A 24251-nucleotide genomic window follows, 5' to 3' on the forward strand; every position below is an offset into this window, starting at 1 on the left:
CACACTCGCGATCCCCGCATCCCGGCAGGCACGGGCAACGCGGACAGCAATTTCACCGCGGTTCGCGATGAGCACCTTGCGCACGATGGCTCCCTTGGCTCATTTGGCTGGTTCGGCTTCCCCGACTCCGGCGGCTTCCCGGCTCCGACGCCCCGCGGCGGTCAGGGGCCGCGGGTCGGTCGGCCGCGCTCACGGCATCCAGCCGCCGCTCCGGCCGCCGCGCCGCCACTGGCCGGGGCCGCGGTCCGGGGCGGGGACTGTGCCCCGCCGCCACGATCGCCGCGAAGGCGACCGTCGCGCAGCGGGCTCGTCACCGATCGCGGCGCCCGCGCCCGCCCACACCGCGAGCAGCGCGGCCAGCTCCTCGGCGGTGGGCTCGCCCCGCACCACCCGGATGTCGGGGTCGCGCGCGCCGCTCACAGCGGGATGTTCCCGTGCTTGCGCGGCAGCCGCGTCACCCGTTTGTCGGCGAGCGCACGCAGCGCCTGGGCCACTTGCCCGCGGGTCTCGTGCGGCATGATCACCGCGTCCACGTAGCCGCGCTCGGCGGCGACGTACGGGTTGCACAGCGCCTGTTCGTACTCGGCGCGCAGCCGGTCGCGCTCGGCGGCCGGGTCCTCGGCCTGCTCGACGGCGCGGCGGTGCAGGACGGTGACCGCGCTCTCGCCGCCCATGACGGCGATCTCGGCGGTGGGCCAGGCGAGGTTGACGTCGGTGCCGAGGTGCTTGGAGCCCATGACGCCGTACCCGCCGCCGTACGCCTTGCGGGTGACGACCGTGACCATGGGGATGGTGGCCTCGGCGTAGGCGTAGATCAGCTTGGCGCCGCGCCGGATGATGCCGCCGCGTTCCTGTTCCAGGCCCGGCAGGAAGCCGGGGACGTCCACGAAGGTGAGGACGGGGATGTGGAAGGCGTCGCAGGTGCGGATGAAGCGGGCGGCCTTCTCGCTGGCGTCGATGTCGAGCGCCCCGGCCATGTGCGAGGGCTGGTTGGCGACCACGCCGACGCTGCGGCCCTCCACGCGGCCGAAGCCGCAGATGATGTTGCGCGCGAACAGTTCCTGCGTTTCGAGGAGCTCGCCGTCGTCGAGGACGGTGTGGATCACCTGGTGCATGTCGTAGGGCCGGTTGGCCTCGTCGGGGATCAGCTCGTCGAGCGCGAGGTCGGCGGCGGTGAACTCCTCCGCGCCGCGCACCTCGTAGTCGGGCGCGTCGTCCATGTTGTTCGACGGGAGGTAGCCGAGGAGCAGGCGGACGTACTCGAACGCCTCCTTCTCGTCGCGCGCGAGGTGGTGGGCGTTGCCCGAGACGGCGTTGTGGCTGTAGCCGCCGCCCAGTTCCTCGCGGTCGATCTGGTGGCCGGTCACCGTCTTCAGCACTTCGGGCCCGGTGACGAACATGTGGGAGATGCCCTCGACCATGACGATGAAGTCGGTGATCGCCGGGGCGTAGACGGCGCCGCCCGCGCAGGGGCCGGTCATCAGGGAGATCTGCGGGATGACACCGGACGCCTGGACGTGCCGCTTGACCAGTTCGGCGTAGAGCGCGAGGGAGACCACGCCCTCCTGGATGCGGGCGCCACCCGAGTCGTTGATGCCGATGATGGGGCAGCCGGTGCGCAGCGCCAGGTCCATCACCTTGAGGATCTTCTCGCCGTAGACCTCGCCGAGGCTGCCGCCGAAGACCGTGAAGTCCTGGGCGAACAGGCAGACCCGGCGGCCGTCGATCGTGGCGTATCCGGTGATCACGCCGTCGCCGAGCGGACGCTGGCGGTCCATGCCGAAGTCGTGGCAGCGGTGCCTGGCCATGGCGTCCAGCTCGACGAAGCTGCCCGGGTCGACCAGGGCGTCGATGCGTTCGCGGGCGGTGAGCTTGCCCTTGTCGTGCTGGCGCGCGACGGCCGGTGCGTCGGTCGCCAGCCGCGCCGACTCGGCCCGCCTGCGGGTGAGTTCGGACAGCCGCTCGGCGGTGGTTCCTCTTCCTGGGCTTGCGGACACGGTGTCTCCTCGGTGCGTCATGACCTGGCCGTGCGGGCGTCGCGGGGCCCGGACGTCAGCCGCTTCGTACGACGGCGTCGGCCAGCGATCCGTCCGTGTAGAGCTGTCGGCAGGCGCGGCGTCGCACCTTGCCGCTGGAGGTCTTGGGCAGAGTGCCGCGCCGCACCAGCAGTACGTCGTCCGCCTCCAGCCGATGATTGTCCCAGACCGCCTCGCGTACAAGCCTGTGCAGCCGTTCCGTACCGGTCTCGCGCAGGGTCCGCCCGTCGGCCTCCACGACGACGACCAGTTTCTCGGTGCTGCCGTCGTCCACGGAGAAGGCCGCCGCGCAGTTGGGGCGCAGGCCGGGGGCCGCGGTCTCGGCGGACAGTTCGATGTCCTGCGGGTAGTGGTTGCGGCCCGCGCGGATGACAAGGTCCTTGAGCCGCCCGTTGATGTACAGGGTGCCGTCGTGGAGGAAGCCGAGGTCGCCGGTGCGCAGGTATTCGTGGCTGTCGTCGGCGGCGGGGGCGGTGCGGGCCCAGAAGGTCTCCTTGCTCGCCTCCGGGCGGCCCCAGTAGCCGGCCGCCACGCAGGGCCCGTTGATCCAGATCTCGCCGACGCGGCCGTCGGGCAGCGGGTTCAGGGTCGCGGGGTCGACGATCCTGATCCGGGTCCCGGGCTCCGGCGCGCCGCAACCGACGATCGGCACGGCGCCGGGCGCGTCCGCGTCGAGCTGCCGGACCGCCCCGTCCCGCAGGGCGTCGTCGGAGACCCACAGGGCGGCGGGTTCCCGGTCGACGCGGTCGCCGGTGGCCTTCAGGGTGTTCTCGGCGAGGCCGTAGCCGGGGCACATCGCGCGCGGGTCGAAGCGCGCGGGGGCGAAGGCGGCGGCGAAGTTCTCGATGGTCCGCCAGCGCACCGGTTCCGCGCCGTTGCCCGCGACCTGCCAACTCGACAGGTCGAGGCCGGGGCCGATCCGGCCCTCCGCGGCGGCTGACACGCACAGGTCGTACGCGAAGCCGGGCGCGGCGGCGTGCGTGCCGCGGAACCGCGAGATCGCCTCCAGCCAGCGGGCCGGGCGGCGGATGAACGCCTCGGGTGTCATCAGATACGAGGTCGGGCCCGCCCACAGCGGCAGCACGATGCCGAACAGCATGCCCATGTCGTGGAAGAGCGGCAGCCAGGACACCACGGTGGCGCCGGGGCCGCAGGGCCACAGGTCGTCGGTCTCCCGCGCGTTGGCCATGAAGTTGGCGTGGGTGACCATCACGCCCTTGGGGTCGCCGGTCGACCCCGAGGTGTACTGGAGCAGCGCGGTGTCGCCAGGTCCCGGCAGGGTGCCACGCCACTGCTCCGGGTCCGCGCCCCCGGCGGCGTCCTCGGGCAGTTCGTCGGTGTGGATCAGCGTCAGGCCGGTCAGCTCCGGGCGGTCGGCGAACCGCTCCCGCAGCTCGCGTGCCACGGCGGCGGTGGTGAGGACGGCGTGGGTGTCCGCGTCGTCGGCGATGCCGCGCAGCCGCTGGAGTCCGCTGACCCGGCTGGGCACCTGGACGGGCGCCGCGGCGATGCCCGCGTACATGCAGCCGAGCAGGGCGCGGACGAAATCGAATCCTGAGGGGTAGAGCAGTACGGCGTTGCGGCCGGCGAGTCCCGCCGCGGTGAGCGCGGCGGCGTGCCGCCGCGCGTCGGCGTCGAGGGCGCCGTAGGTCAGCGGGTCCTCCGGCTCCTCGCCGTCGTGCAGGAAGACGAAGGCGGTGTCGTCCGGCCGCGTCGCGGCGCGCAGCCGCAGCGCGTCCACCAGGGTGCGCACCTCGGGCAGGGTGCGCAGGTCGAGCGGCGCGGAGGGGTGGGGGTACGGGGGCACGGCCTCGGCGACGGGCTGTCGCGTCAGGTCGATGCTCATGGTCAGCGCTCCTTGTCGAGCTGGGCGAGCCGTCCGCGGTAGAAGGTGAGCGGGCCGTCGTCCTCCAGCGTGCCGAGCGAGGTGACGGCGCCGACCACGATCCGGTGGTCACCGCCGTGGTACTCGTCGGCGACCTTGCACTCCAGGTAGCCGATGGCGTCGCGCAGGATGGGCGCGCCGGCGCTGCCGCTGAGGCAGTCCAGCCCGTCGAAGCGGGTCGGTCCCGGTGCGGCGAAGCCCATGGCGACCGGGCCCTGTGCCGCGCCGAGGATGCTCACGGCGAAGGTCCCGGTGGCGCGGACGGCGGCCAGCAGCCGGGAGTCGTGCCGCAGGCAGAACAGCACCAGGGGCGGTTCCAGCGAGACGGAGGTGAAGGAGTTGACGGTGGCGCCGACCCATTGCCCGTCGATCACGCTGGTGACGACGGTGATGCCGGTGGTGAAGTGCCCGCACACCTGGCGCATGGCGGACGGCTCCGGCGGCAGGGCCTGGGCGGGGAACCTCTTGGTTCCGGTGTCTGCTTCCATGTCCACGATCCCCAGGTGGGCGAGTCTGCGTCGAATGTCCTGTTCCTGGTCAGTCGTCATGGCCGAGGTCTTTTCCGCCGCCGCGCGCGCCGTAGGGCCGCACCAGGCGCAGCACTCCCGGTGGTGCTTCCTTGCGCGCCCACAGCAGGGTCCGCACCCGTTGCGGGGTGGTGAGGACGTACTCGCGGTCGGTGGGGTCGCCGAAGCCGTAGATGGGCGGCACCATCGGCTCGTTCCGCAGGCGGACGAAGATCCGGTCGGCGCTCTGGCGGGCGGTGGCGCGGCCTTCGGCGGTGTCGCGGCAGGCGGCGAGGGTGAAGTCGAGCAGCTCGCGGTATTCCGGCAGCGTCTCGTGGCAGACACCGGTGGCGGGGTCGGCGCGCAGCGAGGTGAGGGCGGCCTCGGCGGCGCCGGACGCCATCGTCTTGGCGCTCCGCTTGAGGGAGAGCGCATCGAACATGGTGCCCAGCAGCCAGACCCTGGCCGTCGCGCTCCACAGCGCGGGGTGCGAGCTGGCGGTCAACGCGGCGTCCACGAGGCGGTCCTGACGGTCCGCCATGCCGTGCTGCAATCGCTCCAGATAGCGGAAGCGGCCCGCCGACCAGTCGTCGTCCCTGGCCGCGGCGAGGATGTCGGAGGCCGCGGAGTAGACGAGTTGGGCGGAGGTGTAGAGGTCGCGACCCAGGACCGGGTCGCCGCCGAGCGCGGAGCCGTCGAGCAGCAGCATGCGGTCGCCCACGGTGCGCGAGGCGTGCCACTGGCCGGAGTCGGCCGTCCAGCAGAACATCGGCTGGGCGTCGGCGAGTTGGGCGGCGACGGCCGGGTGTCGGGCGGCGCGGGCGAGGATCTCCTCCCAGCCGTCGGTCCCCTGCCGGGGGAAGCGGGCGGCGTCCAGCGACAGGGTGACGGTGGCGAGCGCGGAGCCGGCCGGCGTACCCGAGCCGTTGCGGAAGTGGCCGACCTGTATCCAGCCGCCGTCGAAGACGTGGTGCAAGGTGCCCTGCGACCAGGGGTGCGAGCCCTTGAGGACCGGCGCGACCCGCTCGTACGGCCGTACGCCGACGGCGTGCGCGCCGATCACCCGCGTGCCGGTGCCCCCGGAGACCCGCTCGGCGCCGAGCGCGCGGGCCACGGCCGAGTCGGGGCCGCCGGTGTCGACCACGAAGCGGGTGCGTATCTCCTCGCCGGAGGTCAGGGTCAGGCGTACCCGGTCGTCCTCGGCGACGGCCTTGTCGACCCCGACCCGCTGCCGTACCCGGGCGCCGTATCCGACGGCGGCGGCGAGCATCCAGGCGTCCAGGTCGGGCCGGTAGAACCGGCTCTCGCCGTGCTCCGAGGGGATGTTGAACTGGAGGGAGTCGGCCCGCCGGTGCCCGGCGCCCTCGTGGTGGTGCACGAAGCCGAGGGTGCGCTGCACGCCGCAGTTGTACGACAGTTCGCGTCCGACCCGTCCCGCGTCGGCGAGCAGCGCGATCTCCGGCACCCGGAAGCGCTCGGCGATCACCTCGTAGAGGAACGAGGTGCACGGCAGCGTCATCTCACCCGGCTCGCTGCCGGACGTGTCGTGCTCGCCGAGCAGCAGGACGCGCAGGCCGTGCCGGGCGAGGATCACGGCCAGCGAGGTGGCCGTGATCCCGGTGCCCAGGACGGTGACGTCCGGGTCACGCCGGTCGTCTCCGATGTGGTCGGGGTCGGTTCTCATGGTGCCCATCACCTGTTCGGGTCGGATACGGATGGGTCAGCCGCCGTGCGCGACGCGTTCCATGGCGAAGCCGCGCATGGCGTGGGTCACCGTGCCCGCGATGTCGGCGGGTGCCTTGGTCCGGGCCCAGGCGACGGTGCGCGCCATGCGCGCGGGGGTCGCGTGGAAGAAATGGTTGCCCGGCTTGTCGAGGTTGAGCGGCGGCGGGATGAAGTCGGCGGCGGAGAGCTGCGCGAACAGCCGCCGGGTCGCCTCCTGCGGTGTGATGGTGCCGTTCTCCACCTGCTCGCTGACGGCGGTGGTGTGGCGCAGCAGTTCGTTGCAGCCGTCGTGGGTGGGGAAGGGCGAGCCGAGGTACTTGGAGTGCTCCATCTCGCGCAGCGGGCCGGTGTCGCCGCCGCGGCGCAGCCGGTCGTAGACGCCTTCGAGGTGGAAGGTGCCGAGCACGGTGGAGATCGCCCAGGTCCTGAAGACCGCGTTCCACATCTCGTAGTCGCGGAAGGCGATGAAGGAGCTGTTGACCAGGTCGTCGTTGGCGCTGAGCAGGCCCTGCTCCAACTGCTCGACGAAGGCGAAGCGTTCGCGGGAGAAGTCGTCGTCGCGGATCGCGTCGAGCAGCCGGTAGCCCAGGACGTTGACGACTTCGAGGGTGTTGGTCAGACCGCGGGAGTAGAGCGCGTCGATGAATCCGGCAGCGTGCGCGGTGATGCAGAAGCGGTCGCCGACGGTGCTGGTGGTCGAGTACTGCAACCGGCCGGTGGAGACCCACTCGCGGACCGGGCGGGCGTTCTTGAACTGCGGTGCGATGTCGGGGAACCTGCTGAGGAATTCGTCGAATTCCTGCTGCGGCGGGCCGTCGGGCCGCGGGTGGCGGCGCGGGTCAAGGGTGAGGCCGACGCTGCACAGCCGGTTGGTGCCGCCCTTGTTGTTGTCGAAGGGGATCACCCACAGCCAGCCGCCGTCGAAGACGTGGTGCAAGGTGCCCTGGTGCCACGGACTGGGGTTGCCGTACTGCGACGGGTTGCGCATGACGTCGTCGTACGGGGTGACGCCCACCATGTGCGTGAACAGCGAGCGCGAGTGGTGCTTGAAGCGGGTGGGCTGTTCGCGCAGGCCGAAGTGCTCGGCGACCGGCGAGCGGTGGCCGCTGGCGTCGACCACGTAGCGGGCCTGGAAGGTCTCGCCGCGGTCGGTGGTCAAGGTGACGCCCGAGCCGTCGATGTCGACGTCCTGGATCCGGGTCTGCTGCCGCAGGACCGCGCCGTAGGAGGCGGCGGTGTACGCCATGTAGGCGTCGATGTCCTGCCGGTAGAAGTGGTTCTCGGTGTGCAGCATCTTCGGGATGACGAACTGGTTGACCTCGTCGGGCCGTTGGGCCTGGCCCTCGCGCTGGTAGACGAAGCCGAAGTTGCGCTTGACGCCGCAGGCCCCGGTCACGTGCTTGCGTACGCTCTGGAAGCTGGCGAGGTGGGCGATCTCCGGCACGTCGTAGCGGGCGCTGACGACCTTCATCAGCACCGAGGTGTAGGGGATGGTGGACTCCCCGATGGCGAACCGCGGGTGGGTGCCGGCGTCCAGCAGCAGCACCTTGGCGCCGTTGCGGGCGAGTACGGCGCCCAGGATCGAACCGGCGATGCCTGCGCCGAGAATGGCTACGTCGTGGCGGGTGTTCATCTGCGACCTCCTGGGATACGGCGGTGTGTCCTGGGGCTTCGGCCGGTGCAGCCGGATCGGTGGGTCAGTGCTGACGGGCGACCTCGGCGGCGAGCAGCCGTGCCCAGTGGACGGCCGGTTCCTCGAAGAAGGGACGGGGTTCCAGGCGCAGGGCCAGGTCGGCGCGGTAGCGGGCGATGACCTGCGTCACCCCCAGCGAGTCCAGTCCCAGGTCGAGCAGGCTGATGTCGTCGGTGATCTCGGTGAGCGCGACGCCGAGGTGGTCGGCGAGGACCGTTCTGACGTAGCTGTCGAGCAGCGGTTCGCGCTGGTCGGCGGGCGCGTCCAGGACGGCCCGCAGATGTTCGGAGGGGCCCTGGTCCTGGCCGGGACCGGCGCTGTCGGCGCGGACCTCGGTCAGCAGCGGGCGGGCGCGGCGCGATTCCAGCAGCGGGCCGAGCGTCGTCCAGTCGGCGCCGGAGACCACGGCGTGCGCGGCGTCGGACGCGAGCAGCGGGCCCAGGTGCCGCAGCCCGGTCTCCGGGTCGATCGCCCGGAGCCCCAGGGCCTCCAGACGGGCCATCAGCTCGTCGCCGCCCAGGCCGCTCGCCACCCGCCAGGGGCCCCAGCTCACGCTGAGCGCGGTGGCGCCGGTGCCGCGCCGGTAGGCGGCGAGCGCGTCGAGGAAGCGGTTGGCCGAGGCGTACGCGCCCAGGTGCGCCGAACCCCACACGGAGGCGATGGACGACATCAGCAGGAAGAAGTCCAGTGGTGTGCCGTCCAGCAGCCGGTGCAGCGTCCAGGCTCCCTCGACCTTGGGCAGCAGCACGGCGTGCAGCGACTCGGGGTCGGCCTCCGCGATGTTCTGCGCCCCGGCCAGGCCCGCGGCGTGGATGACGCCGCGCAGCGGCTGCCCGCTGTCGGCGATGTCCGCGAGGACCGCCGCCATGCCCGCCTCGTCGCCCACATCGGCGGCGGCGACGGTCACCCGCGCGCCGTGGGTCTCCAGGGCGCGGATGGCGGCGACCCGCTCGGCGACGGGCGCGGGGAGCGCCGGGTCGTCCCAGCTCTCGCGCGGGGGCAGGCCCGCACGGCCGGTGAGGACCAGGTGCCGGACGCCGAGGCCGACCAGCCACTCAGCCAGCGTCAGCCCGAGGCCGCCGAGTCCGCCGGTGATCAAGTAGCTTCCGTCGCCGGTCACTTGGAGGCGCGGGGCGTCGCCGGGCGGGGGGCCGGAGCGGATCAGACGGGGGACGAGACGGGCGCCGCCGCGGTAGGCGACCTCGTCGTCCTCGTCCCCGAGGAGCAGTTCCTCGGCCAGTTCCGCGGCGCCGCTGTCGGCCGCGCCGCCTTGCGGGTCCAGGTCGACGGCCCCGCCCCACAGGTCGGCGTGTTCCAGGGAGACGACCTTGGCGAGGCCGGTCAGCAGCGATCCCGCCAGGCCCTCGGGGGCCTCCTCCTCGCCGGTGGCCTGCGCGCCGCGCGTGACCAGCCACAGCCGGGGCGGCCGGGCCCCGGCGGTGGCGGCTTCGGGGGCGGAGCCGGCGGGCGCCTGGGCGGCACCTTCGGCGAGCGCCTGGATCAGGTGCACCACGGTCTCGGGCCCCGTCACACGGGCCCGCGCCAGGTCCTCGACGGTGGTCTTGTCGCCGCCGGGCGCGTCGAGGGCCGCCAGGTGCACGATCCGGTCGACCGGGCCGATGTCGGCCAGCAGCGCCCGCAGCGCGGCGGGATCGCCCGCGGGGACGCTCCGGGCGCCCGGCAGCCCGGCCGGGCCGTCACCGATCCTGGCCAGCACGCACTCCCCGCCGAGCGAGGACAGCTCCGCCGCCAGCCGCTCACCGACCCCCGTGGTGTCGGTGAACAGCAGGGTGCGCCCGGCAGGATCCGCGGCGCGGCCCGCGCGCGGCGAGCGGCGCCACTCCACCGCGTACTGCGGGTAGTCCCCGGCTTCCGGGTCCGCGACCGCCCCGCCGGGTCCGGGCAGTACGGGAGAGGTGTCGTCGGCCAGCGGGAAGTTCAGCCGCAGCCGCTGGAAGGCGTACGTGGGCAGCGGCACGTGCCGGTCGGCGGTGGCCGCGTGCACCCGCGACCAGTCGACGGGTACGCCCCAGGCGTGCAGCGCGCCCAGGCTTCCCAGGACCTGCTCGGCCTCGGGCCGGCCGCGCCGCAGGGACGGCAGCCACAGCAGGTCGGGGTCGGGCAGGGCGCGGGCGGCCAGGCCGAGCAGGGTCCGGCCGGGGCCGATCTCCACGAAGGCGCCGACGCCGGTCTCGCGCAGTGCCAGCACGCCGTCGTGGAAGCGGACGGGCTGCCGGGCGTGCCGGGCCCAGTAGCCGGGGTCCGCGAGGGTGGCGCGGTCCAGCGGCCGGCCGGTGAGGTTGGAGATCAGCGGGACGCGCGGCTCACGGAAGGTGATCTTCGCCGCCGCCTCCTCCAGCGGGGCGAGGACCGGGTCGAGCAGCGGCGAGTGGAAGGCGTGCGAGACGGTCAGCGGTTTGGCGGTCACACCCTCGCGGGCCAGCTCCGCCCGGATCTCCGCGATGGCGTCGGCGGCGCCGGAAAGGACCGTGTCCTGGGGCCCGTTGACGGCGGCGACGGCGACCAGGTCGGCGCGGGAGCCGATGGCCCGCTCGGCGGCCTGGGCGTCCAGTTGCACGGCGAGCATCGCGCCGGGCGCGGTCACCGACTCCATCAGCCGGGCCCGCAGGGCGATCAGCCCAAGCGCGTCCTCCAGGTCCACCGCTCCGGCGACGCACGCCGCCGCGTATTCGCCGACGCTGTGGCCGATCACGGCGGCGGGGCGGACGCCCCAGGACGCCCACAGTTCGGCGAGCGCGAATTCGACGGCGAACAGCGCGGGTTGGGTGTAGCCGGTCCTGTCGAGCGAGCCGTCGGGCTCGACGGGGTGGACGACCTCCAGCAGCGGTCGGTCCAGGACCGGGTCGACGATCTCGGCGCAGCGCTCCAGAGCCCGCCGGAACACCGGCTCGGCCTCGTACAACTCCCGTCCCATGCCTGCGAACTGGGCGCCCTGGCCGGTGAACATGAAGGCGGTCTTCACGCGGTGCGCGGCCTGGGCGCGGCGGGGGGCGGGGCCGCCGTCGCCGGTCCCGAAGTCGTGCAGCCGGTCGGCGAGCGAGGCGGTGTCGCGGGCGGTGAAGGCGGCGCGGACCTGCTGCGGTGAGCGGCCGGCGGCGATGGTGCGGGCCACGGAGTCCAGCGGGGTCGCCGGGTTGGCGCGCAGGAAGTCGGCCCAGCGCAGGGAGAGTTCACGCAGCGCCGGTTCGCTGCGGGCCGACGCGACGAACACTTCCGCCTGCCGCCCCGGCTGCGGGTTCGGCTCGGGCTGCTCGGTGGTCATGGCGGGCGGTTCCTCGATGACGAGGTGGACATTGGTGCCGCTGGCGCCGAACGAACTGAGGCCCGCGGTGCGCGGCTGCCCGTCGGACGGCCACGGGGTGTGCTCGGCGGCGACCCGCAGGTGCAGCGCGTCCCAGTCGACGTTGGGGTTGGGCGTGCGGAAGTGCAGGCTCGCCGGGATCTCGCCGTGGCCGACGGCGAGCACGCTCTTGATCAGCCCGGCGATGCCCGCCGCCGCCTCCAGATGGCCGACGTTGGTCTTCACCGACCCGACGTAGACGGGGTGATCCGCCGAACGGCCGGCGCCGAGGACGGTCTCCAGGCTGCGCAGTTCGATGGGGTCACCGAGGGCGGTGCCGGTGCCGTGCGCCTCGACGTAGCCGATCCGGTCGGCGGTGACTCCCGCGTCGGCGAGGGCCGCGCGGATGACCTCCTGCTGCGCCTTGCCGCTGGGTACGGAGATGCCGCTGGCGTGGCCGTCGTGGTTGACGGCGCTGCCCCGGATGACGGCGAGCACGCGGTCGCCGTCGGCCACCGCGTCGCTGAGCCGCTTGAGCACCACCAGACCGCAGCCCTCGCCGCGTGCGTAGCCGTCGGCGGAGGCGTCGAACGCCTTGCAGCGGGCGTCGGGCGAGACCGCCCCGGCCTTGCTGACCAGCACGAAGCCGTACGGGGACAGGATCACGTTGACCCCGCCCGCCAGTGCCAGATCGGTCTCGCCCAGGCGAAGGGCCTGGCACGCCTGGTGGACGGCGACCAGTGAGGAGGAGCAGGCGGTGTCGACGACCTGCGCGGGTCCGCGCAGCCCGAAGGTGTGCGCGATGCGTCCGGCGATGAAGCTGTTCTCGCCGAGGAGTTGGTAGCCGTCGATCGCGGCCGGGTCGCCGTACTGCTGCCGCAGCCGTACGTAGTCGCTGGTGCTCGCGCCGATGTAGACGCCGGTGCGGGAGCCGTCCAGCGAGTCGTGCGGGATGCCGGCCCGCTCCAGCGCCTCCCACGCGACTTCGAGCGCGATTCGCTGCTGGGGGTCCATTCCGAGTGCTTCGCCCGGCGCGATCCCGAAGAGCTGTGCGTCGAAGGTGTCGGCGCTGTCCAGGAAGCCGCCTTCCACGACGTACGCCTTCGCGGGCGCCTCGGGGTCGGGGTCGTAGTACGGGTCGGTGTCCCAACGGTCGCGCGGGAAGGGGCCGATGGCGTCCACGCCGTCGCGCAGCAGGTCCCACATGCGCTCGGGCGAGTCGGCGCCGCCGGGGAAGCGGCAGCCGACGCCGATGACGGCCACCGGGCTGTGCAGCGCGGCCCGTTGGTCCTCGACCATCGTGCGCAGCCGCCCGATGGTCTCCAATGCCTGGGCGAGGCGGGACCGTTGGTCCGGTGCGCGCTCCGGCGTACGGTCCGATGCGCGGGGTCCGGCACCGTCGGTGGGCTGGTTCATCGCTTGTCTCCCTCGATGAGGGCGTTCACGGCGGCGACTTCGGCGTCCAGACGGGCGAAGAGGTCCGCGTCGTCGGGGTCGTCGTAGTCGTCTTCGTCGGTGAGGTCGCCGGTGACGGTGGCCTTGTCCGCGGCGCCTTCGGTGCTTTCGGCGCGTCCGGTGGTCGCGGCGTTTTCGGCGGGTCCGGTGTCTGCGGTACGGGTGACGCTGTCGGCCGCGGGCTGCGGCGCGTGAGACCGCTCGTCGCCCGATCCGCCAACCACCTCGGCGGCGAGGAATCCGGCCACGGCGTCGCCCGTCGGGTATTCGAAGGCGAGGGTCGCGGGGAGCGCGCTGCCGAAGCGGCGCTCCAGCCGTACCTTCATCTCCAGCGCCGTGATGGAGTTCAGGCCCAGCTCGAAGAAGCCCTGCCGGGGCTCCAGTTCGCCGGGTCCGTCCAGGCCGAGCACCACCGCCACCTCCTCCAGGACGCACTCCAGCAGCAGATCGCCGCGCGCCGCGTCGGGCAGTGAGCGCAGTTTGTCCAGCAGCGCGCCGGAGTCACCGGGCGCAGCCGCCGCCTCGGCGGCCAGGGCGTCGAAGAGCGGCCAGGGGCGGGCCTGTTGGTAGAGCGGCAGCAGCAGGCCCCAGTCGGCGTCGGCCGCGGCGGCGCCCGTCAGGCCCGCCGCGGTGATCCGGTCGAGCAGTTCCACGGCGATGCCGGGCGGGAGCGGGCGCATGCCGCTGCGCGTGAGCCGGTTGGCGCTGTCGCGGTCCAGCAGATCCACGTCGAGCCAGGGCGCCCAGGCGATCCCGCAGACCGGCAGGCCCAGGGCGCGCCGGTGCCCGGCGAGGGCGGTGAGCAGCGCGTCCACCGGGGCCTGCACGCCCGCCCCGATCGCCGCCCAGGCCGACGCCACGGTGCCCCACACCTGGAAGAGGTCCAGGTCGGTACGCGTGTCGAGCGCTGCTTGGTGCAGCAGCCACGCGCCGCGGGCGCGGTCCTCGACCGCCTCGGCGATCGCGGCGGCGGTCGGCTCCTGGTCGATCGGCAGATTCCAGCCGACGCCGAGCCAGACCACGCCCGCGACGGGGTGTCCGGCCGCGGCCTCGTCCTCGATCAGCCGGGTCGCCTGCTTGGCGTCCTCGACGCGGGGCACGACCAGCGTGCGGCCCGCGCCGCGCGCGGTCAGCCAGGCGGCCACCCGGTCGGGCAGCGGTCCTTCCGCGCCCGCCACCAGATAGCTGCGGTCGGCGGCCAGTTCGACCGGCTCGAACAGCGGCGGCGGGGCCGGGGCACGCAGCACCCGGGCGGTGAGCCTGCGTCCTGCGCGCAGCGCGATCTGGTCCTCGACGTCCTCGCCTCCGGCGCGGTCGGCGCCGTGGGCGAGCAGTTCGGCCGTGACGGCCGCCGCGTCCTCCTCCACGCCCGAGGTCAGCGGGTCCAGGTCGAGCGCGGCGCCCCAGGCGGTCGGGCGTTCCACGCCGGAGACGATCGCGGACTGCCGCAGCGGTGCCTGTGCGGCGGCGGGCAGCTCCAGCTCGTCCACCGCGACCGCGCCCCGCGTCACGTACAGCACGCGTGCGCCGCTGCCGACCGCCGCCGTCACGGAGGCGACCGCCGTCACCCCCGCGCACGCGTCGGCCACGGCGAGGGGGTCGGGCTCGTCCCGCTCCGGCAGGTCCAGCGCCCCGAGGTGCACGACGTCCCGGCAGCCGGGCCCGGTGCGCAACTCCCGCAGCGCGTCGGCGAGTCGCTGCCGTACGGCGTCGGGCTCGCCGTCGGCCGCCAGCAGGGTCGTGGGCCGCCCTTGTGCGGCCAGTGCCCGTGCCAGTTCTTCGGCGACGCCGCCGCGGTCGGCGAGGACGACGGTGACGGGCCCGGTCAGGGGCGCCCCCGCTCCGCCGGCCGTTGTGGACGGGTCGTCGTCGGTCCGCGAGCCGCCGAGGCCGTCCCGCTGGGCCGGGACATGGGCGCTCAAGCTGCGCTGCGGAGTTCCGGCGTCGAGCCGAGCCGGGGTCTCGGCCGGCCGCTGTTCGGACTGACGGACCGTCAGCGGGCGCTCCTGCCAGCCGAGTACGTACAGGCTGGTGGTGAGGCGCGCGGTCTCCTCCTGGTTGAGGACGCGGCCTCGCGGCGGGGCGAGGCGCAGGCCGGTGATCTCGGCGAGCGGCCGGCCCTCGGCGCTGGTGAGGCGGATGTCGGCGGTCGGGTCGCCCGCGGTCTTGGGGCGCAGGGCGGCGGTGACGAGGACCCGGTCGTCGGGGGCCGCGTACAGGGTGAGGCTGTCGAGGGAGGCGGGGAGCGGCGCCGGGTCGGCGGGGTCGGCGGACAGCAGGAACGTGGGCAGCCGCAGGGCGAGTTCGAGGAGGTCGGGGGCGAGGTGCCAGCGCATGGTGGCCGGGCGCAGCCGCAGTTCGAGTTCGATGCGGCCGTCGGCGGTCCGTGCCGATTCCGGGGTCGGCGCGCAGTCTCCGGTGGCGTGCCGTGCCACCCAGGCGCGCAGGGCCTCGTCGACCGGGCCGCGCGGGTGCGGCGGGGCCTCCGTGGCGGTGTCGGACGGCGCGCGTCCTGGCAGGGCGCGGCCCGAGGCGAGGCGGCGGGGGCGCGGCGCGGTGTCGGTGGCGGGCTCCCACAAGGTGAGCGCCAGGCCCGGCCGGTCGCCCGACGCGGCGCGTTCCAGGGTGAGTTGGGTGGTGACGGAGCCGTCGACCGGGACCAGTAGGGGGCGGTCGAGGGTGATGTCCTCAAGGCGGACGGGGCGGCCGGGGCCGAAGGCGGTCCGGGCCGCGGCGACGGCCAGCTCCAGCCAGGTGGCGCCGGGCACCCGCAGTGCGGCGCCCACAGCTTCGGCGCCGAGCCGGGTGGCGGTACGGGCGTCGAGGTCCGTCTCCACGACGCGGCCCGACGGGGTGCGGACGTCGCGGGTCAGCAGCGGGTGGGCGCCCTTGTTCGCGGGGGCGGCGTCGCGCTGGTCGACCCAGTACCGCTTGTGCTCCCACGGGTAGGTCGGCATCTCGGCGAGCGGGCCGTTCCCCGGGTGCAGCCGCGGCCAGTCCACGGCCTGGCCGCCGACGTGCAGGGCGCCGAGCCCGGTGAGCAGCGACTCCGGGCCGTCCTGGTCGCGCAGCAGCGACGGCACGAACAGTCCGTCGGTGCCCGCGGCCCGCAACTCCTGCTCGATGGGCACGAGTTGGATGGGGTGGGCGGACAGCTCCACGAAGGTGTCGTGTCCGTCCGCCGCCGCTGCCCGTACGGCGTCGGCGAACCGTACGGTCTGCCGCAGGTTCCGGCCCCAGTAGGCGGCGTCCAGGGGGGTATCGGCGGCGAGCGGGGCGCCGTCCACCGAGGAGTACATCGGCAGGCGCGGGGCGGCCGGGGCCAGGCCGGTCAGGGCGTGTACAAGCTGTTCGCGCAGCGGCTCGGCCCAGGGGCTGTGGGCCGGGCCGCCGGCGTTGACCGCACGGAAGAACACGTTGCGCGCGCGCATTCGGGCGCCCAGTTCCTCCAGTGCGGTCGTCTCTCCCGACACCACGGTCGACTGTCGGCTGTTGACCACGGCGACGCACAACCGGTCGCCGTACGGTGCCAGTTCGTCCTCGGTGCGGTCGGCGTCGAGGCCGACCACGGCCATGCCGCCCTGGCCGACCAGGGCCCGCAGCAGGTGCGTGCGGCGCACCATGATCTCCGCGGCCTGCGCAAGGTCGAGCGCGCCCGCGCACAGGGCGGCCGACACCTCGCCCATGCTGTGGCCGAGCACGGCGGCGGGCTCGACGCCCAGGGCGCGCCAGCTCGCCGTCAGGCCGTACTGGGTGGCGAACAGCATGATCTGCTGGTCGAGTTCGTTCGAAGGCTCGCGCGCGGATTCCAGCGCTTCGCGCACCGACCAGTCCAGGTGGCGGGCGAGCGCGGCGTCGCAGTCCGCGATCGCGTCCCGGAACACCGGGTCGGCGGCCAGCAGGGAGCGGCCCATGGCGGGCCAGTAGGAGCCGTGGCCGGAGAAGACGAAGACGGGGCCGCGTGCGCGTGCGGCGGCCTTGCCGAGGACGGTGCCGGGGACGCTGTCACCGTCGGCGACGGCGGTCAGTCGTTCGGCGAGCGCGGCGCGGTCGCGGCCCACGACGACCAGCCGGTGGTCGAGGTGGGAGCGGTGCACGGCCAGGGTCCGTGCCACGGCGGCCGGTTCCGCGCCGCGCTCGTCACGTATCGCGTCGCCGTCCGGCTCGGCGGTGAGCAGTGAGGGCAGGGCGGCGGCCCGGTCGCGCAGTGCGGCGGGGGACGCGGCGGACAGCGGCAGGACGTGGAGGCGGGCGGTCAGGGCCGCGCCGTCGTCGGCGTCGGAGGTGCCGGGGGCATCAGAGGCGTCGGAGGCGTCGGTCGCGGGGGCCTCGGCGAGCACGATGTGCGCGTTGGTGCCGCTGAAGCCGAAGGCGCTGACCCCGGCGACCCTGCGGCGCTCGCCGCGGGCCCACGGGCGGGCCTCCGTCGGGACGTCCAGGGGCAGTTCGTCCCAGGGGATGTCGGGGCTCGGCCGCGTGAAGTGCAGGTGCGCGGGCACCGTCTCGTGCCGCAGGGCCAGGACGGTCTTGATGAGTCCCGCGATGCCGGACGCGGCTTCCAGATGGCCGATGTTGGTCTTCACCGAGCCGACCAGGCAGGGCTGCTGGGCCGTCCGGCCGGCCAACGCGGCGCCGAGCGCCCGCAGTTCGATCGGGTCGCCGAGCGGGGTGCCGGTGCCGTGCGCCTCGACGTAGTCCATGTCGTCGGCGCCGACGCGGGCGTCGGCGAGTGCGGCGCGCAGCAGTGTCTCCTGCGCGGGACCGTTGGGGGCGGTGAAGCCGCTGCTGGCGCCGTCCTGGTTGACGGCGGAGCCGAGGATCAGCGCAAGGACCCGGTCGCCGTCGCGCCGGGCGGCGGACAGCGGCTTGAGGATGACGGCTCCGCAGCCCTCGCCCCGCGTGTAACCGTCGGCGGTGGCGTCGAAGGTCTTGCACCGGCCGTCGGCCGCGAGGGCCCCGGCGGCGTCGCTGGCCCGGTGGATGGTGGGGCCGAGGATGAGATTGACGCCCGCCGCGACCGCGAGGTCGCTCTCGCCCGAGCGCAGACTGGCCACCGCGAGGTGCACCGCGACCAGCGAGGACGAGCAGGCGGTGTCGACGGCCAGGCTCGGGCCGCGCATGCCGAGCAGGTACGACAGACGGCCGGCGGCGGCGCTGAAGGAGGTGCCGGTGCCGTAGAAGGCGTCCACGTTGTCGGGGTGGCTGCCCACGATCTGGGCGTAGTCGGTGGAGTTCATGCCGAGGAAGACCCCGGTGCGGGACTCGGCGAGGGAGGTCGGCGGGACGCCCGCGTGTTCCAGCGCCTCCCAGGCCACTTCGAGGAACATCCGCTGCTGCGGGTCCATCACCTTGGCCTCGCGCGGCGGGATCCGGAAGAACGGTGCGTCGAAGCCCGCCGGGTCGTCGTCCAGGAAGCCGCCCCACCACACGCGCGGGTCGTCGAAGCGGCCGTCGGGGGCGCGGCGTACGGCGTCGCGGCCCGCGGTCAGCAGCCGCCAGTAGGCGTCCGGGCCCTCGGCGCCGCCGGGGAAGCGGCAGCCGACGCCGATGACGGCGATCGGCTCGGGCGCGCCGGGTGTGCCGGTCGGCGCGGCCGGCGCGGCGGGCGTGTCGGTCGTACGGGACACGGCCGCCGTGTCGGTCGTACGGGATACGGCGGGCGCGGGCGCCGGGGCGTCGCCGAGCAGTCCGTCCAGGTAGTCGGCGAACCGCCGCACGGTGGGGTGGTCGAAGGCCGCGGTCTTCGGCAGCCGCAGCGGCACGGACCGTTCCAGCACCTTGCACAGCTCGACGGCGCCGAGGCTGTCCATGCCGAGGTCGGTGAAGCCGCGACCGCGCGCCACGGTGGTGCCGGAGGCCAGCCCCAGCACCTCCGCGGCGGCGTCCGCGACCAGGTCGGCGAGCTGGTCGCGGCTGGGGCGCGCCGGGGTCGCCGGAGCGGCGTCCGCCGGCGCGGGCAGGGCGGGCGGCGCCGTCTCGGACAGCGGCGCACCCGGAGTGCTCAGGCGCAGCCCCACGGTCTCGGCGACGAGCCGCCCGGCCTCGTCGTACAGCTTCAACTCACCGTGCAGTGCGCTCAGTTGCGGCAGCGTCTCGGCGTCGGAGTGCGCGTCGGGCGCGGGGATGTCGAACCACAGCTTGTCGCCCTGCCACGGGTAGCCGGGCAGGTCCGTGACGGACGTGGGTCCCGGATTGACCTCGGGCCAGCGGATGTCGACCCCGGCGGCGTAGAGCCTGGCCAGCGAGGTGCGCGCGGTGGCGACATCGTCGGTGTCGCGGCGCAGAGTGGGGACGACGAGCCCGTCGACGCCCCGGTCCTCCAGGCTCTGGACCACGGGCTGGGCGAGCACCGGGTGCGGGCCCAGCTCCACGAAGAGGCGGTGACCGGCGTCGAGGGCGCGGCCGAGCGCGGCGGAGAAGCGGACCGGCTGGCGGAGGTTGCGTCCCCAGTAGTCGGCCCCGAAGGGGCCATCGGCGCCCGGCTCGCAGGTGAGGTGGACCGGCACGCGCGGCTTCGCCGGTGTGATCTCGTCGAGCAGTGCGACGAGTTCGTCCCGGTAGGGCGCCATCTGCGCGCTGTGGAAAGCGTATTCGCCGGGCATCGCGCGGTAGCCGTGGCCGAGCTCGGCCAGTTCGGCGCCCAGGGCCTCGACGGCCTCGGTGCGTCCGGAGACGACGGTACTCGCGGGACCGTTGACGGCGGCCACGGTCACGTCGTCGCCGTATGCGGCGAGCAGCGGCAGCAGGTCGGCTTCGGGGAGGGCCACGGAGGCCATCCGGCCGCCGCCCTCGGCCCGTTGAAGGAGGCGTCCGCGGTGCACGATGACGCGTACGGCGTCGGTGAGGGTGAGGGCGCCCGCCACGTGGGCGGCGGCGATCTCGCCCATGCTGTGCCCGATGACGGCGGCGGGCTCCACGCCCCAGGAGCGCCAGAGTGCGGCGGCGGCCACCTGCACGGCGAAGACCACGGGCTGGGCGAATTCGGTCCGGGTCAGCCGGGAGTGCTCGGCGTCCGCGGTCAGTTCGCCGATCACCGACCAGCCCGCCTCCGCGGCGATCAGCTCGTCCACGCGGGTCAGTTCGGTCCGGAAGGCGTCCTCGTGGGCCAGCAGTTCGCGGCCCATGCCCGTCCACTGGCCGCCCTGCCCGGAGAAGACGAAGCAGACCTGCGGCAGGTCGTCGCCCGGGTCGCCCGGGTCGCCGAAGTCCCCGGCGTCCGTGCCGCCCCACTGCGCGCCGCCTCGCTCTTCCGCTGCCAGGTCCGGCACGGCGGAGTCGAGAGACGTCTCCAGCAACGCGCCGAGTTCCTGGGCGAGTTCGGCGGCGGTCCTGCCGGTGACGGCGATGCGGTGCTCGCGGTGTTGGGTGCGCCGGGTGCCCGCCGCCGTGACATACGCGGCCAGTTCGGCCTCCGGCTGGTCGAGCAGCCGGTCGCGGTGCGCACGGGCCAGCTCGCGCAGCGCGGCGCCGGAGCGCGCGGAGACCGGCAGGAGCAGCCGGGACGGCCGGTCCTGTACCGCCTCGGCGGGCGGGGCGACCGCGGGCGGCGCCTCGACGATCACATGGGCGTTGGTGCCGCTGAGCCCGAAGGCGCTGACGCCGGCCAGCCGCCGCCCGCCGCCGTCCGGCCACGCGGTGAGGTCCGTCGGCACCCGCACCGGCCAACGGTCCCAGCGGATACCGGGGTTGAGCCGGTCCAGGTGCAGATGCGGGGGGATCTCGCCGTGCTGTGCGGCCAGTGCCGCCTTGAGGAGACCGGCCGCGCCCGCCGCGCCGTCGGTGTGCCCGAAGTTGGTCTTCAACGAGCCGACCAGCAGCGGGTGTTCCGCGTCGCGTCCTTCGCCGAGAATCCGCGCGAGCGCGCTCATCTCGATGGGGTCGCCGAGCGGGGTGCCGGTGCCGTGCGCCTCGACGTAGCCGATCTCGTCGGGCCGTACGTCCGCGGCGGCCAGGGCGTCCCGCAGCAGCGACTGCTGGGCGGCGGCGCTGGGCACGGTCAGTCCCGCGCTGTGCCCGTCGTGGTTGACGGCGGAGCCGCGGATCACGGACAGCACGCGGTCGCCGTCGGCGAGCGCGTCGGTCAGCCGCTTGAGGACGAGCACCACGCAGCCGTCGCCGCGGACGATTCCGTCGGCCGCCGCGTCGAAGACCTTGCAGTGCCCGTCCTTGGCCATGGCGCCGACCTTGGACATGAACACCGTCAGCTCGGCGGAGAGCAGCAGATTGACGCCGCCGACCAGCGCGGTGTCGGACTCCCCCGTGAGCAGGCTCTGCCGCGCGAGGTGCACGGCGACCAGCGACGAGGAGCATGCGGTGCTCAGCGCCACGCTCGGGCCGTTGAGGCCGAGCAGGTACGACAGCCGGCCGGGGCCGAAGCTGGCCTCCTTGCCCGAGGCGTACCAGGGGTCGATACCGCGGACGCCCGCCTCGCGGGAGTGCCGCAGGAAGTAGTCGACGCTCAGGCCGCCGGAGAAGACGGAGGTACGGGTGCCGGCGAGGCTGCCGGGGACGATCCCGGCGTGTTCCAGCGCGTCCCAGGCGACCTCGATGAGCATCCGCTGCTGCGGGTCGATCTGCCGGGCCTCGCGAGGGGCGATACCGAAGAACTCCGCGTCGAAACGCGTCTCGTCCTCGATGAAACCGCCCCAGCGCGTGTACGTCCGGCCTGGCGCGTCGGGGTCCGGGTCGTAGTGCCGGGCGAGGTCGGAGCGGGACGGCGGGATCTCGGTGATCACGTCCGTGCCGTCCCGCAGCACCCGCCAGAATCCGGCCAGGTCCGCCACGCCGCCCGGGAAGCGGCAGCCGGCACCGATGATCGCCACCGCCTCCGGGGCCTGATCGGTCATCAGAACAGCGCCGCCGCTGAGGGCGCGGACAGGCTGCCCAGGTGCTTGTACCAGAGGTGGTCGGGATCGTTCTCGACCGTGGCGACGATCTTCCGCATCGCGGCGAGCGCACGCGGTTCGTCGTCGTCGTAGACGTCGCCCTGGAGCATCTTGAGGACGTCGAGCCGGTACCTGGGGTCCTGCACGAAGGCGGTGAACAGGATGTTCAGCCGGTAGTAGATGGAGATGAACTCGTACCAGTTGCTCACCCCGCGCCGCAGGGTCCGCTCGTACTCGGTGAAGCGGGACTTGCTGAAGTCCCCGGCCTCCGCCGCCGCGATGATGTCCTTGGTCGCGATGCGGGCGCTGTTGAGCGCGACGCTGACGCCACTGGAGAAGATCGGGTCCACAAAGCGCGCGGCGTCGCCGATCAGCACGAAGTTGTCGCCGGTGATCTCCTTCATGCCGTAGCTGTAGTCGCCCTCGGCCTTGAAGGGGCGTACGCGCTCGGAGTCCTCGAGCGCGGCGCGCAGTTCGGGGCGGCTTCCCACGCACTCCCAGAAGAAGCCCTCCAGGTCGTCCTTGGAGGCGGTGAAGTGCTTCTTCTGCGTGACGACGCCGACGCTGGTGATGGTGTCGGTGATCGGGATCTGCCAGACCCAGGTGTCGGTCAGCGGCAGGAAGTGGATGAAGATGTAGTCGGCCTTCTTCTTGTCGTGCGAGAGGGCCGTACGGTCCAGGCCGTCGAACCAGGTGTGCACCGCGTACTGGTTGAACACCGGGTCGGGAACCTTGAGTTTGAGCTGGCGGCCGAGCATCGTGCCGCGCCCGCTGGCGTCCACGACCATGCGGACGGTGACACCGGCGTCCTTGTCGCGGACGGGGTGGATCACCGGGTGCTCGCCGGAGAAGTCGACGCTGCCGATGCGGGTGTTCTCGAAGACCTTCGCGCCGCAGGAGGCGGCGTGCTGGAGCAGGAGCTGGTCGAACTTGCCCCGGTCCACGTGGTACGTGTGGGCCTGGAGCACGCCGGGCTGGTCGCGCTCGTCGAATTCGATCTCGGCGGCGCCGAGGCCGTGCGAGAGGCCGCCGAAGCCCATGGTGGGGATGCCGGCCGGTGCCGCGGACGTCCAGGCCGCGCCGAATTTGCGGGGGAATCCGGCCTGCTCGACGAGGTCGAGCGCGCCGATGTCGCGCAGTACGGGGGTCGTGGCGGGCACCAGTGACTCGCCGACGTGCTCGCGGGGGAAGGTCTCCCCCTCGAAGACCGCGACGGTGAGTCCGGCCCTGGTCAGGTATGAGGCCGCGGTGGAGCCTGCCGGGCCCCCACCGATGATCCCGATGTCATAGTCGACTGCGGACAAGACTGCTCCTCTTGAGTCGGATCGGACGGGCCCTGCCTCGGCACGGGCCGCGCTTGCGGTCGGGCGGTTCGCATCCGCGTCAAAGCGGCGGCGGCACAGCGGCGGCGGACAGAGCGTCAGGCCATGGCGGCGGGGTCGGTCTGGATCCGGACCACGAGCTTGCTGATGGCGTCCAGGCTCTTGAAGTTCCTGCCGACGATGTACTCGGGCGGCATGAACAGCCCGTACCTGTCGTGGATATGGGCGATCAGCTCGGTGGTGTTCAGCGACGTGAGGATTCCGAGCTGGAGCAGGAGGGAATCGGGCTCGATTCCCTCCTCGCCCTCGGGCAGGAATCGCGTTTCGATGAACTCCTTCAGCTCCGCGAGGACTTCGTCGTAGCCGAGCTGCGGATCAGAACTGTCGGACATGCGTAGCGACCTTCCGGAGTCCGGGGTTGACACGGCGGAACCCCCGACTCCACGAAGTCGCGGTCGGCTCGGCCAGGGCCCCAAACGTAGCTACGGGCGCCGCCGGAGGACTTCACCAGACCTGATGAATTACGCCCGCGCACACACGCCCCGAAGTGCGTACCTACGGGGGAGGCGCCGCTTCCGCTTCACGTGCGGGTCCTCATTAATGATGAGTACTCACGGCCGTGGCCCCGTGCCGCCGCAACGGCGAGGATCGAGGGACCATCCGGTGCGCCCGATCACAGGAGGTCCGCGGCCGTGCTGCTTCCCGCCCTACGGCCCCAGTTGCTGTGCCTGCCCCATGCCGGTGGCAGCGCGGTGATGTACCACGCGTGGCGGCCCGGCCTCGCCGAGGTGGCGCGGGTCCGCCCGGTCGATCTGCCGGGCCACGGCAGCCGCAGGCGCGAACCGCTCGCCCAGGACATCGGCACGCTGACCCGTACCCTCGCGGCCGAGCTGGCACCCGGTATCGAAGGACCCTACGCGGTGTTCGGGCACAGCTTCGGCGCCGTGGTCGCCTTCGAACTGACCCACCGGCTCTCGCAGTTGGTCGGCCCGCCCGCCGCCCTGATCGTCTCGGGACGCAATTCGCCCCGCACCCCGCACGCGCTGCCGCCACTGCACAACGCGCCTCCCGCACAACTCCTGAGCGGACTGCGGACGTTGGAGGGCGCGCTGCCCGCCGTCGAGGACAGTCCTGAGCTGCTCGACCTGTTCCTCCCGCCGCTCCGCGCCGACCTGCGGATGACGGAGACCTACCGCCGTCCCACCGAACTGCCGCCGCTGTCCTGCCCGGTGCATGTCTTCGCCGGCGACCTGGACCCGGTGGTGGACGCGCCGGGGCTGGCCGCTTGGGCGGCGGAGACCACCGGGCCGTGCCGAGTCACCACCGTGCGGGGCGGCCACATGATGCTCGCCAGCGCCGAACTGCGCTCCGCGCTCGCGGACCTGCTCACGGTCGGCGCGATGTGATCCGCGACCCCTGAGCGCGGAGCCCTCGGCCCCGAGC

12 protein-coding genes are annotated in these 24251 nt (G+C 73.5%); 1 reads left to right on the top strand and 11 read right to left on the bottom strand.

Annotated features, from left to right (window positions below; translation table 11 throughout):
* The 11 genes from ACFZBB_RS21840 to ACFZBB_RS21890 all read right to left on the bottom strand — a co-directional run.
* Positions 1-84: biotin carboxylase N-terminal domain-containing protein (locus tag ACFZBB_RS21840; protein WP_355335748.1), on the bottom strand; the 84-nt coding region annotated here is incomplete at its 3' end.
* A gap of 105 nt (positions 85-189) precedes the next feature.
* Positions 190-420, bottom strand: a complete 231-nt coding sequence (locus ACFZBB_RS21845) for an acyl-CoA carboxylase epsilon subunit (RefSeq protein ID WP_391124768.1) — start codon at positions 418-420, stop codon at positions 190-192.
* A complete protein-coding gene (locus ACFZBB_RS21850; protein WP_391124770.1) occupies positions 417-2018 on the bottom strand; it encodes a carboxyl transferase domain-containing protein in 1602 nt (533 codons plus the stop codon). Before ACFZBB_RS21850 ends, ACFZBB_RS21845 begins: the two co-directional genes overlap by 4 nt.
* Positions 2019-2052: 34 nt before the next feature.
* Complete coding sequence (locus ACFZBB_RS21855) at positions 2053-3882, bottom strand: AMP-binding protein (RefSeq protein ID WP_391124773.1); 1830 nt, start codon at positions 3880-3882, stop codon at positions 2053-2055.
* A 2-nt stretch (positions 3883-3884) separates the two neighbouring features.
* Positions 3885-4469, bottom strand: a complete 585-nt coding sequence (locus tag ACFZBB_RS21860) for a flavin reductase (protein WP_391124776.1) — start codon at positions 4467-4469, stop codon at positions 3885-3887.
* The gene (locus ACFZBB_RS21865; RefSeq protein ID WP_391124779.1) at positions 4459-6111 is read right to left on the bottom strand and encodes an NAD(P)/FAD-dependent oxidoreductase; all 1653 of its coding nucleotides are present in this window, start codon (positions 6109-6111) and stop codon (positions 4459-4461) included. Before ACFZBB_RS21865 ends, ACFZBB_RS21860 begins: the two co-directional genes overlap by 11 nt.
* A 36-nt stretch (positions 6112-6147) precedes the next feature.
* Positions 6148-7785 (bottom strand): FAD-dependent oxidoreductase, encoded by a 1638-nt coding sequence (locus ACFZBB_RS21870; protein ID WP_355334782.1) that lies wholly within the window; start codon positions 7783-7785, stop codon positions 6148-6150.
* A 64-nt stretch (positions 7786-7849) separates the two neighbouring features.
* Positions 7850-12562, bottom strand: coding sequence for a beta-ketoacyl synthase N-terminal-like domain-containing protein (locus tag ACFZBB_RS21875; protein WP_391124782.1), 4713 nt, complete (start codon positions 12560-12562; stop codon positions 7850-7852).
* A complete protein-coding gene (locus ACFZBB_RS21880; RefSeq protein WP_391124785.1) occupies positions 12559-21447 on the bottom strand; it encodes a beta-ketoacyl synthase N-terminal-like domain-containing protein in 8889 nt (2962 codons plus the stop codon). Before ACFZBB_RS21880 ends, ACFZBB_RS21875 begins: the two co-directional genes overlap by 4 nt.
* Positions 21447-22790 carry a tryptophan 7-halogenase gene (locus tag ACFZBB_RS21885; protein ID WP_391124788.1) on the bottom strand — a complete coding sequence of 448 codons (1344 nt, stop codon included), beginning with the start codon at positions 22788-22790 and terminating at the stop codon, positions 21447-21449. Before ACFZBB_RS21885 ends, ACFZBB_RS21880 begins: the two co-directional genes overlap by 1 nt.
* Positions 22791-22906: 116 nt before the next feature.
* Positions 22907-23200, bottom strand: coding sequence for an acyl carrier protein (locus ACFZBB_RS21890; protein ID WP_391124791.1), 294 nt, complete (start codon positions 23198-23200; stop codon positions 22907-22909).
* Between the two features lie 300 nt (positions 23201-23500).
* Between ACFZBB_RS21890 and ACFZBB_RS21895 the strand changes: the two genes are divergently transcribed.
* On the top strand, positions 23501-24214 hold the full coding sequence (locus ACFZBB_RS21895; protein WP_355334797.1) for an alpha/beta fold hydrolase: 714 nt from the start codon (positions 23501-23503) through the stop codon (positions 24212-24214).
* Positions 24215-24251: the final 37 nt, after the last annotated feature.

Source organism: Streptomyces sp. NPDC008139, assembly GCF_042957025.1.
Lineage (GTDB): Bacteria > Actinomycetota > Actinomycetes > Streptomycetales > Streptomycetaceae > Actinacidiphila.